Source organism: Nonomuraea sp. NPDC049725 (assembly GCF_040674795.1).
GTDB lineage: Bacteria > Actinomycetota > Actinomycetes > Streptosporangiales > Streptosporangiaceae > Nonomuraea > Nonomuraea ceibae.
Genome location: NZ_JBFANJ010000006.1, coordinates 174503 through 186069 on the forward strand (window position 1 = coordinate 174503; position 11567 = coordinate 186069).

General features: G+C 73.0%; 7 protein-coding genes. 1 reads left to right on the forward strand and 6 read right to left on the reverse strand.

The window, feature by feature from the left end:
• The 4 genes from AB0J53_RS17815 to AB0J53_RS17830 are packed head-to-tail and all read right to left on the reverse strand — an operon-like array spanning window position 1 to window position 3495.
• Entirely contained in the window at window positions 1-843 is an 843-nt protein-coding gene (locus AB0J53_RS17815; protein ID WP_219499826.1) for a type II secretion system F family protein, read from the reverse strand.
• Window positions 844-846: 3 nt separating this feature from the next.
• Complete coding sequence (locus AB0J53_RS17820) at window positions 847-2142, reverse strand: ATPase, T2SS/T4P/T4SS family (protein WP_364173219.1); 1296 nt, start codon at window positions 2140-2142, stop codon at window positions 847-849.
• Entirely contained in the window at window positions 2139-2852 is a 714-nt protein-coding gene (locus tag AB0J53_RS17825) for a hypothetical protein (protein WP_219499830.1), read from the reverse strand. Before AB0J53_RS17825 ends, AB0J53_RS17820 begins: the two co-directional genes overlap by 4 nt.
• A 1-nt stretch (window position 2853) precedes the next feature.
• The gene (locus AB0J53_RS17830; RefSeq protein ID WP_364173222.1) at window positions 2854-3495 is read right to left on the reverse strand and encodes a hypothetical protein; all 642 of its coding nucleotides are present in this window, start codon (window positions 3493-3495) and stop codon (window positions 2854-2856) included.
• A 457-nt stretch (window positions 3496-3952) separates the two neighbouring features.
• Between AB0J53_RS17830 and AB0J53_RS17835 the strand changes: the two genes are divergently transcribed.
• A complete protein-coding gene (locus tag AB0J53_RS17835) occupies window positions 3953-9898 on the forward strand; it encodes an FtsK/SpoIIIE domain-containing protein (RefSeq protein WP_364173225.1) in 5946 nt (1981 codons plus the stop codon).
• A gap of 576 nt (window positions 9899-10474) precedes the next feature.
• Here the strand turns inward: AB0J53_RS17835 and AB0J53_RS17840 are convergent.
• A complete protein-coding gene (locus AB0J53_RS17840; protein WP_364173228.1) occupies window positions 10475-11008 on the reverse strand; it encodes a hypothetical protein in 534 nt (177 codons plus the stop codon).
• On the reverse strand, window positions 11001-11528 hold the full coding sequence (locus AB0J53_RS17845; RefSeq protein WP_219499835.1) for a hypothetical protein: 528 nt from the start codon (window positions 11526-11528) through the stop codon (window positions 11001-11003). The genes AB0J53_RS17840 and AB0J53_RS17845 overlap by 8 nt, the downstream gene beginning before the upstream one ends.
• Window positions 11529-11567 lie beyond the last annotated feature (39 nt).

Here is an 11567-nt window from a genome sequence, read left to right on the forward strand (position 1 = left end):
TCAGGCATGGTCGCCTCCCATGAGCAGCCGCGTCGGCTTGTCGAACCTGGCCAGCCGCCGCATCCAGGCGAACCCGGCGCCGAACAGCCCGGCGACGACGACGAGCACCGCCTGGCCCAGGTAGCTGTCGTACTCGCCCACGTACGACGGGTTGAAGACCACCAGCAGGCCCGCGAAGACGAGCGCGGTGATCACCACGATCTGAACGCTGCGGCGGGTGGCGCGGCGTTCGGCCTCGACGCGGCGGCGCATGTCGAGCTCCTCGCGGGCGGAGACGGCGAGCGCACCGAGCACGTCGCGCAGGCCGGGGCCGCGCAGCCGGGAGTTGAGGATGAGGGCCGCGACCACGAGGTCGGCCGACGGGTCGTCGAGCTCGTCGGCGAACAGGCCGAGCGCCTCGGGCAGCGCCATCCGGGTGTGCAGGCGGTCGACCAGCGCGCGCAGGTGGGGGCGGAGCGTCGGGGCGGCGGCCCTGATGGACGAGGGGATGGCCTGCTCCAGGCCCGCCGCGCCGGCGATGGTGTCGCGCAGCGACTCGGTCCAGGCGGCCAGGCCCTCCAGGCGGCGCATGGCGGCCCGTTCCTCGGCCGCGCCGCCGGACAGCCCGCGCCAGGCGAACACCAGCAGCACCGCGCCGACCGCGACGACCACCCAGCCGGTGACCACCATGACCAGCGCCGCGGCGATGGCGGCGACGGCCGCGCGGGTGGTCAGCACCTGGATCAGGCGGCGTCTGGGCTGCGAGGGCCTGGGCCGCATCCCGTACAGGGAGAGGAACAGCAGGAACAGGCCGCCGCCGGCGAGCGCGCCGGACAGGAGGGCGAGCGGGTCGAAGGTGAGCACGCGTCACCAGCCTCCCGGTTGGTAGCCGTGGGCGGCGAGCTCCTCCAGGCACGAGACGGGGGCGTGCGGGACGGCCGCCCCGTCCGGGCCGGGCACGAAGATCTCGCTGGACAGTACGCGTCCGTCGCAGCCGTTGACCTCGCGGATGCTGGAGACGTAGCGGCGCAGGCTGCCGCCGCGGTGGTAGTCGTTGCGCTTCTCGATGAAGACGACGAAGTCGATGGCGCCCGCGATGAGCATGTGGGTGGCGTCGATGGGCAGCCGTTCGCTGGCCTGGAGCGCGTAGGTGGCGATGCGGTTGAAGACCTCCATGCTGGAGTTGGCGTGGATGGTCGACAGGGAGCCGTCGTTGCCCTGCGTCATGGCGTTGAGCATGGTGACGATCTCGTCGCCGAGGACCTCGCCGACGATGACGCGGCTGGGGTTCATGCGGAGGGAGCGGCGGACGAGCTCGGCCATGCTGATCTCGCCCTGGCCCTCGGAGTTGGGCAGGCGCTGCTCGCAGGCGACGACGTTCGGGTGGAGGTCGGGGAACTGGTCGAGGCCGAGCTCCAGGGCGCGTTCGACGGTGACGAGGCGTTCGGCGGGCGGGATCTCGTTGGCGAGGGCGCGCAGGAGCGTCGTCTTTCCGGCATTGGTCGAACCGGCGATCATGATGTTCTTACGGGCGCGCACCGCCGCAGTCAGAAAACGGCCTACTTCTGGGCTTATGGTGTTATTTCCGACCAAATCCGAAAGAAAGACTTTGCCCAAACGCGCACGGCGGATCGACACCGCCGGCCGTACTGTCACGTCCATCACCGCGCTCAACCGGGACCCGTCGGGCAGGCGCAGGTCGAGCTGCGGGTTGGCGGTGTCGAACGGGCGGCTCGACAGGCCCGAATAGGCGGCCAGGATCTGGATGAGCTCGATCAGCTCCTCGTCCGACTCGGCCACCGGCTCGTGCGCGATCTCCTGGCCGTCGGCATAACCGACGAAGACCTTGTCGCAGCCGTTGATGTCGATGTTCTCGACCTCGGGGTCGTCGAGCAGCGGCTGCAGGCGGCCCACGCCGAACAGCGCGGCGTGGATTCCGGCCGCCAGGCCCTCCTCCTCCTCGACCGTGGGCGGGGTGCGGCCGAGGCCGATCTCGCTGCGCGCGTGCTCCTCCAGCACCTGCGAGATCAGCGCCCTGGCGAACTGGCGCTCGTCCTCGCCGGTCATCGCCGGCAGGCCGTTGGCCTGGTCGAGCCTGCGCTGGTGGGCGAGCCGGTCGCCGACCTCCTGGCGGAACTTCTTGACGAGGGCGTGGTCGATCATCGGCTCACCAGCCGTCCGGCGAGGTCGCGGGCCGTGCGGACGAGCAGCGAGCGGTCGAGCCTGCCGCCCCACTGACCGCGCAGCAGCTCGGCGCCCTTCGGGTCGTAGGCCAGGCCGTGGACGAAGCCGACGTACGGGCCCACGATCCGGCGTACGTCGTCGATGGAGGAACGGTAGCTGCGCGGGTCGGCGATCACCACGACGCCGTGCGCCTTGCTGATCGACAGGCGTTCGCGCAGGTGGGCGACGTGGTCGAGGGTGGCTCTGGTGAGCAGCACGACCTGGTCGGCCTCGGCCAGCAGGTCTCCGAGCTGCGGGTGCGCGCCCAGCCGGCCGCAGTCGGCGATCACGTCGGCGTTGGGGATCGCGGCCAGTGTCCGGCCCAGCGGTCCCCACAGCCAGGTGAGACCGGCGGCCTGCTCGCCGTGGGTGATGCCGACCAGCACGTCGAGCCCTCCGATGATCTTCTGCGTGTGGGCGTGAATCTGCGCGGGCTCCAGGCCGCGCCGGGCCGTCGCGCCCAGCGTGAGCAGGCCGCGGCCCGGGTTGAGCACGCCCCCGTCGGCGGCGGGCAGCCGATAGGCCAGGTCACCGCCGGCCGGGTCGCACTCGGCGAGCAGCACGGGACGGGGCCACACCGCGGCCAGGGCCGTGGCCGCGGTGGTCACCCCCGGCGCGCCCTTGTCGGCGGCCAGCACGATCAGCGCCACGTCAGCGTGCCCCCGGCAACTCGGCGACCGCGACCTGGCCGGTGGAGGCGTACTGGAGGACCGCCGGCGAGACCCCGGTCTCGACGATCACCGTGACGCCGCCCTTCTCGCCCACGTTCTGGACCAGCGCGTTCTGCGCCAGGACCCGGGCCTCGCCCTCGTCACCCGGCACGTGGACGACCTGGACCCGGTCGCCCTTCTCCAGGCCCTGCGGCATCTGACCGGGTTTGAGCGCCAGGCCGACCAGGGCCTTGCCGGGGCCGAGCTCGTCGCTGGCCTCCATGCCCATGTCGCTGGTCAGCAGCGTGCCGGGCAGGATCGTGACGGCCGCGAAGGACTCGAGCACCTTCTGCCGTTGCGACCAGCTCACGTACGCGATGCCGGTGTCGGCGATCTGGACCTCCTCAAGGGCCTGCGGGGTGAACCGCTGGCCGGCGCCTATCTGTTGCACGACCCTGATCGCCGACACCCGGTCGCCGCTGCGCAGCACGAGCAGCGTCGTGGCGAGCGCTCCGCCCAGGATGAGGAGCAGGGCCAGAGCCGCCAGCGCGGGCTTGCGCTCGCGAGGAGGCACCGGAAGCTTGCGCGAGGCCGGGCCCGACAACCCGGCCGCGTTGACGGCGGGTTTTTCACTGGTCCTCATGCGGCTCCCATGATGATTTGAGGGAATTCACGCCATTATGTGCAGCCCTTGGTCAAGGGCGTGGGTGGAATGCGAGGAACCATGCTTGATTCGCAGGGGGCGTTGTGTCAACTCCGGGTAATCGATGCTTATTGTTTCTAGCGAGTTGACGGTGGCTGTTTTTTATGGATAAGAGTCACATGAGTAACATGCGGCACATTATTCACTTGGTTTTTGGGATTTATCCCCTAATGGTTGGGCATGTCGGGGGTGATTCGGTCGGGATCTTCCGCGCATATTCGGGCATCTTTCTCCGCCGGCCGCCGCGCAGGTGTTTTCCCTGGTCATCCACAGGTTCCGTGCGTCCCTTCGGGGTTTTCCACAGAACCGCGTTCCATGCCATTGCCGTCAACCTGCGGGCCTAGCCTCGCTGCGGGCGCTACGTTGGCGCCGAGGTCCGACCGAGGAGACGGCAACCATGCGGATCATGCTCACCGTGCTCGGCGAGCAGGGCGACCGTGACGTCGTGATCGACGGCGACGACGACACCACCGTGGCCGGAGTGAGCGAGGCGCTCGCCGATCATCAGCCGCTTGCCCAGGTGGTCCGGCTGCCCCGTGCCCGGGCTCCCTACGGCATGTCATCGGCCGGGCCTCCCAGCCCCGTCGCCCGCGTCCCCTCCCAACGCCGCCGTCCTCCGGACCCAGGACCGTCCGGCCTCGACGGGCCCGCCGGTCCCCCCTTCGGCGACGGGTCCGCCCCGGGCAACGGGTCCGAGGGCCGCCACCGTCCCTCCGGGCCCGGGCCGTCCCCTTCGGGCGGCCCGCCGTTCGGCGCTCCCCTTGCGCCCGGCGACGGGCCTGCGGGGCGTCGCTCGGGTCGCGGCGGCTCCGGATGGCGGCCGTCCGACTCCGGCGACGGTTCCGGGTGGCGGCCGTCCGGCTCCGGCGGCGGCACCGGTCAGGGGCGGTGGGCCGCTTCGGACGATCACGGCGACGCTCACGGGCTCACCGGCCCGGGCGACGACTGGGCGTCACCAGACCGCGAGCGTCCCTCCGGAGGCCCCGGGCGGGGCCGCCACGGCTCCCCGGCCCCCGGCACGCCCCATCCCGAGGACGGCGTCACCTGGGACGTCCGCGCCTCCCCGCCCCACAGCGTGCACGGCACCACCCATCCGCATGGCCAGGCCCTCACCCTGTGGCGCAACGGCCGCCCGCTCGACCCGCGCGCCCCCGCCAAGGCGGTGCTGCACGACGGCGACAAGGTCACCCTCGACCCCCTCCTCGCCCGCGCCACGATCGTCGAGGAGCCGGGTGGCGTGGCGGAGGTGCGCGTGGTGGGCGGCCCGGCCGCCGGCGCGGTGCACCGCCTGGGCCTCGGCGTCCACGTCATCGGCTCCGATCCCATGTGCGCGATCACGGTGGCCGACCCGGCGCTGGCCCCCGAGTCGGTGACGATCCGCGTCACCCCCGACGCCATCACCGCGGAGCGCGCGCCCCGCGCCACTCCCGGCCAGGCGCCGCGCCTCAAGCTCAAGGGCCGCTGGGCCGACGAGGTCGCCGAGCTCACCGCCCGGGTCGCCGAACGCGAGGCGGCCGAGCTCGCCGCCGAATCGTTCGACGACTCCCCCGAGCTGGCCTCCCGTCCGCTCACCGACACCGTCGAGTGGCCGGAGGACGCGCTGCTGTCGTGCGGCTCGTCGCTGTTCACGCTGACCGCCATCGAGCCCCGCGACGCCCATCTCACCCCCCGGCTCGAAGGCGGCGTGGCCTACAACCGGCCGCCCCGCCTGACCCGTCCCGAGCTCCGCCGTACGTTCAAGCGCCCGAAGGAGCCGTCGCGCACCGAGGGCATGCGCCTGCAGTTGCTGGCCGCGTTCCTCCCGATGGTCATCGGCCTGACGCTGGCCTACGTGCTCAAGCAGTGGTATTTCCTGCTGTTCGCCCTGATGACCCCGGTCATCATGGTCGGCCAGTGGTGGAGCGATCGCCGCCACGGCAAGAAGCAGCACCGCCAGGCGATCAAGGAGTACAAGGAGCGCCTGGACGCCTACGACGAGGCCGTCGAGCGGGCCAGAGCCGAGGACGAGCTGCTGCGCCGGTCCGACGCCCCCGATCCGGCTCAGGTGCTGCTCACCGCCATCGGCCCACGGCGGCGGCTGTGGGAGCGCCGCGTCCACGACGACGACGCGCTCCGGCTCAGGGTCGGCCTCGCCGACCTCCCGGCCAACCTCGACCTCGCCGAGGAGCAGGGCGGCCCGATCGAGCCGCCGATCTGCCGCGCGGTTCCGGTGGCGCTGGCCATGCGGCGGCTCGGCGTCGCCGGGGTCACCGGCCCCCGTGACACGGCCACCGGCCTGGCCGGATGGCTCATCGGCCAGGCCGCCACCCTGCACAGCCCGCGCGACCTGGCCATCGTGATCATCTCCGCGCATGCCGACGGCGAGCGCCGCTGGGGGTGGGCGCGCTGGCTGCCCCACTGCGCGCCGCGCGGCGGCGAGGACTGCGTGGCGCTGGTCGGCGCCGACCCCGAGTCCGCCGCCCACCGCGTCAGCGAGCTGGCCGCGCTCATCGACGAACGCCAGAACACCGCCATCCCGGAGCTCGGCAAGATCCCCACCGGCTGGGACGACCTGGGCGGCCCGGAGCCCCCGGCCTTCTCCACCTACGACGTGCGCCCGTACGACGTGCTGGTCGTCCTCGACGGCGCGCAGGCCCTGCGCGGCCTGCCCAGCATGCCGCAGGTCCTGCGCCAGGGCCCCCGGGCGGGCGTCTACACGCTGGCCCTCGACGACGACGAGCGGCTGCTGCCGGAGGAGTGCGCCACGGTCGCCGCGTGCGCCCCGGACGGCCGCGTGCACCTGCGCGGCGGCGGCCTCGACGTGATCGGCCCCGTCCTGGCCGACCGGGTCTCACCCTCCTGGTGCGACCGCCTGGCCAGGGCGCTGGCGCCGATCCGCGACGTGAGCAGGGAAGACGGCGCCGCCCAGCTCCCGCAGTCCGTACGCCTGCTCGACCTGCTCGGCCTGCGCGCCCCCACCGGCCGCGAGGTGAGCAGCCGCTGGCTCGACCAGGGCACCACCCGCGCGCTGATCGGCACCGGCCCCGACGGCCCGTTCGCGATCGACCTCAGCCTCGACGGCCCGCACGGCCTCGTCGCGGGCACCACCGGCGCGGGCAAGTCGGAGCTCCTGCAGTCCCTCATCTGCTCGCTGGCCGTCTCCAACCGCCCCGACCAGCTGACGTTCGTGCTCATCGACTACAAGGGCGGCGCCGCGTTCAAGGAGTGCACCCGGCTGCCCCACACGGTCGGCATGGTCAGCGACCTCGACGGCCACCTAACCCAGCGGGCACTGGAGTCGCTCGGCGCCGAGATCCGCCGTCGCGAGCGCCTGCTCCTCGCCGCCGGGGCCAAGGACATCGAGGACTACACCGGCCATCCGCTGCCCCGGCTGGTGCTCATCATCGACGAGTTCGCGGCCCTGGTGTCGGAGTTGCCCGACTTCGTCACGGGATTGGTTGACATCGCGCGCAGAGGGCGTTCGCTGGGCATCCACCTGATCCTGGCCACGCAGCGCCCGGCCGGCGTGGTGACGGCCGACATCCAGGCCAACACCTCCCTCCGCATCGCCCTGCGCGTCACGGAGCCCGCGGAGTCGTCCGACGTGATCGACCTGCCGGACGCGGCCCACATCTCCAAGTCCACCCCCGGCCGCTGCTACGTGAAGTCCGGCGCGGGCCCCGCCACGGCCGTCCAGACGGCCCGCGTAGGCGGCCGCGCCCCCGAGCCTCTCCCCGCCCCCTCATCCGGCCCGCACACCGGCGTGCCGGGCCCTTCCGTGCATCCCGGCCTCACCGGCCCCACCTGGGCGCCGCAGCGCACCCCGGCCCGCGTCAGGGTCGTGGACATCGACTGGCGTTCCCTGGGCCGCGCCCTGCCCGCGCCTCCGCAGCCCACGGAGGAGTCGGCGGTCACGGACCTGTCGATCCTGGCCGACGCCATGATCGAGGCCGCCCGCCTGGCAGGCGTGCCGGAGCAGCCCCGCCCCTGGCTGGAGCCCCTTCCCGCCCAGATCGTCCTCACCCTGCCGACCGCCGGCCCCCACCTGACCCCGGTCCCCGACCTCCCCTCCGCGCAACCCGACTCCCCCCATGGGCCAGGCGGCTCTCCCGCCGCCGCGCTCGACGGCCAGGCTGCCGTGGCGGGTGCCGAAGCCGCCCTCCCCGCCCCCACCGGCCCGCCCCCGAACGTGCGTCCGCCGGGCAACGCTCCTGCGCGCGGAATGCCGTACGGCACCGCCACCCCGCCGAACGGGACGACGAAGGACGGCCCGGCCACGGCGTACCCCGTTGCCGGCCCGACCGGCGGCATCCCGTCCAGCGCGGCCACACCCGTGGGAGGGCCCGGCGGGACCCCGTCGAACGGGTCACCCGACGCTCCCCCGGTCACCTTCGTGGAGCCGTATGGGTCCCGCTCGCCGGGCAGCCTGCCGGCCGGTGAGGTCGAGCCGCTGCCCTTCGGGATGACGGACCGCCCCTGGGCACAGGACCGATGCCCGCTCACCCTCGACCTGGCGCACGGCGGCCACCTGCTCATCGCGGGCGCACCGCGCAGCGGCAGATCGACGGCCCTGCGCACCATCGCGGGCGCCATCGCCGCCTACACCCTCCCGTCGGACGTCCACGTCCACGCCGTCGACTGCGGCTCCGGCGCCCTGCTCCCCCTGGTCGCGATGCCACACTGCGGCGCCGTCGTCACCCGTGACCAACTGGACCGGGTCGAACGCCTGCTCACGCGCCTGCGTACGGAGGTCGGCCGCCGCCAGCAGCTCCTCGCCGAAGCGGGCCACGCCTCGCTGGCCGAATACCGGCAAGCCGGACATCGGCTGCCGTGGCTGGTGCTCATGCTGGACCGCTGGGAGGGCTACGTCGCGGCGTTCGAGAACTACGACTACGGCCGCCTCCTCGAGTCCCTCCTCCAGCTTCTCCGCGAGGGCCCGGCGGTGGGCCTGCGCGGCGTGGTCACCGGTGACCGCTCGTCCCTGCTCGGCCAGGTGTCGACGGTCTTCGACGACCGCCTTCTCCTGCGCCTCTCCGACCCCTCCGACTACGGCCTGGCGGGTTTCCCCCTGAAGGGCCTGCCCTCGTCCATGCCTCCCGGCCGAGCCCTGTCCATGGGCGAACACGGCATCGTCGAGCACCAGATCGCCCTCCTCACCCCCGACCCCGCGGGCCCCGCCCAGGTGGCCACCCTCCAGTCCCTCGCCCGCTCCACCCCCATCCCGACCGCCGATTCGGTCATGGGCTTCCCTTTCGGGACCTCGCCGCCGCCCGATCGGTACGCGACCCCGGACGCCGCCCTCCAGCCCGGCCTCGGCACACCAGCGCACTCCTCAGCCGACCCCGGCCTCGGCACGCCGCCGCACCCTGCGGCTCAGAGCGACGCCACCGCGCCCGCCCACTCCGCGGGCCAGTACGACCCCGACGAGGCTTCGCGTCCCCCAGACCAGTTCGCGGCTTCGTACGACGGCGCTTCGGTGCACGGGGGCGCATCAGCCCACGACGGGCCTTCGGTGCACGGGGGCGCATCAGCCCACGACGGGGCTTCGGTGCGTGGGGGCACTTCCTCATCCGGGCTGCCTTCGCCGAGGCGGTCGGACGGTTCACGGCGTTCCAGTCCGGCTCACAAGCGCGGCGGGCCGGCGGGGCCGGGAGCATGGCATTGGGAAGGCGAGCCGCCGCTGCGGGTGGACGCCCTGCCGCTGCGCATCACCGCCGGCCAGGCGTTGGCGCTGGATCCGGCGTTCAGCCCGCCGTCGCCGCTCTGGGCGCTGATGGGGGCGGGCGGTGACGCGCTCGCGCCCCTGGGCCTCGACCTGATGGCGTACGGGCCAGCGGCGGTGATCGCCGGGCCTGCGCGGTCAGGGCGATCGTCCGTCCTGGTGACGGCGGCTCAGTCGCTGATCCGTGCGGGGACGCCGGTGATCGCCATCGCGCCGAGGCGCAGCCCTCTGCGTGACCTCGACGCCGCCGTGGCCATCCTGGACGGCAACGCCACCGACCTTCAGGAGCTGGTCGCCGATCTGCATCACTACGTTCTCCTGGTCGACGATGCCGAGCTGATCAACCCGGACAGCCCGCTGGGCACTGCCCTGGAGGATCAGCTCCGGTCAGGCAGGGACGGGGACCACGGTCTCCTCATCGCGGGCACCACCAGTGACCTGACCGTGGCCTATCGCGGTTTCGCCGCCGAAGCTCGCAAGGGGCGGACCGGTCTTCTCCTGTCGGTGCAGAGCCAGGCCGACGGTGACCTGTTCACGATCCGCCTGCCGCGTGGCGTATCGGGCGGCCCGCCGGGACGCGGGCTTCTCGTCACAACCGGCACCATCACCCCCATCCAGGCCGCGGTCCCGGACGGGGCGTAGGTTGCGGCGGGTGTCGGCTGTCGGGGCTCCGCTTCGGTGCGGTCAGCTTGGGGCTGAGGCCGTTTGCTGGCCAGCCGTGGCAGCGCGCCCGTTGCCGCCACGTTGGCAGCCGCCCGGTCGGGGCTCACCCCGTTGGCGGCCGTGGTGGAGACTCAACCTGTGGGCAGCGTGGTGGAGGCCCACCCCGTTGACAGCGTGGTGGAGGCCCACCCCGTGGGCAGCGTGTCGGCGCAGGCCCGTCCACTGACGGGGCGTCGGTCAAGAGGCCGGGGCACTGGCAGCGCGCACGGGAAGTTCGGCCAATGGCAGCGTCCCGCCAGAAAGTCACACCCGGTGGCAGGGCGTCCAGTGACAGCGTGTCCGGCGGCGGGCCCGTGGCAGGGGGCAGGGGCAGGGGGCCGTGGCGAAGGACCCGTAGCGGGCGCGAGGCAAAGGCCCCAGGCGGAGGCCCAAGGCGGAGGCCCAAGGCGGAGGCCCAAGGCGGAGGCCCGAGGCAGAGGCCCCGAGGCGGAGACCCGAGGCGGAGACCCGAGGCGGAGACCCGAGGCGGAGGGCGGGCGGTGGGGAGGGTGGGGGTTACTGGTCGGGGGGTTGGTGGAGGCGTTGGAAGTTGGTGAGGCTGTCGCGGTAGTAGGCGAGGTCGTCCGCCAGGGCCTCGTACGTGAAGCGTTCGGGGTTGTCCTCGTACGCCGCTCTGCCCATGTCGGTCCAGAAAGCCTCCGGCGGGGGTGGGGTGCCGTCGGAGCGGACGAACTTGAGCGCCTCGGCGACGGCGTCGGCGGCGAAGCGCCAGTCGGCGACGACGTCGTGGTAGCGCTCGTCGACGGTGGTGTCGGCGGAGTAGAGGAGGCCGCCTTCCAGGGCGCGGTCCGCGTACGTTGCGGCGATGAGGACCCATTGGCCCAGGTCGATCAGCTCGGAGAGGCCCAAGCCGAAGGTGGCGTCCTCGAGGCGGGCCTCTTCTTCCGAGACGAAGGGGACGACGATCTCGGCGTCGCCCGCGCGGACGAGCCAGTCGTCGTCCTGCTCGGTGACGGCGCGTTCGGCTCCGGGGCTGGTGATGTCGAGGTAGACGTACGCCTCAACCAGGGAGCGGGCGTAGTCAGGCATGCTGGGCCGCCAGGTCGCGGTAGGTGTCGCGGACGATGAGGAGGCGGTCGAGGTGGAAGCGGCCGGGTTCGGCGGCGCGCATCTCCAGGCCGCGCTCGGACCAGAACGCGTCGTCGGGCACCTCGTCCTGGCCGGGCGGGACGAACTTGATGGCCTCGCCGACGGCGGCGGCCGCGATGGACAGGGCCCGGTGGGCTTCGGCCCGGTCGTCGGCGGGCACGTGGCCGGCCGTGAGGTCGGCGACCCAGAGCCATTCGCCGGCGTCGAGGAGTTCGGAGGGCTCGGCGGCGCCGAACGTCGGATAGCCGTCGGGCGGGATCGGGCGTTCCGGCAGGCCGAAGAGGAACTCGCGGCTCGTGCCGCACTCGCCGCAGTCGCCGGCGTAGCGGCTGACCAGCGTGCCGTCGACCGTGGTCAGGCCGCTGTCCCAGGTGGTTTCCGCAGAACCGCACGTCTCGCACGGGTGCAGGTCGAGGTAGAGGTGCGCCTCGTCCCTGGTGCGTGCCACCGCGAATGCCATCGCCGTCCTTTCGTCCCGCGGGTCCCGGTCCCGGAGGTC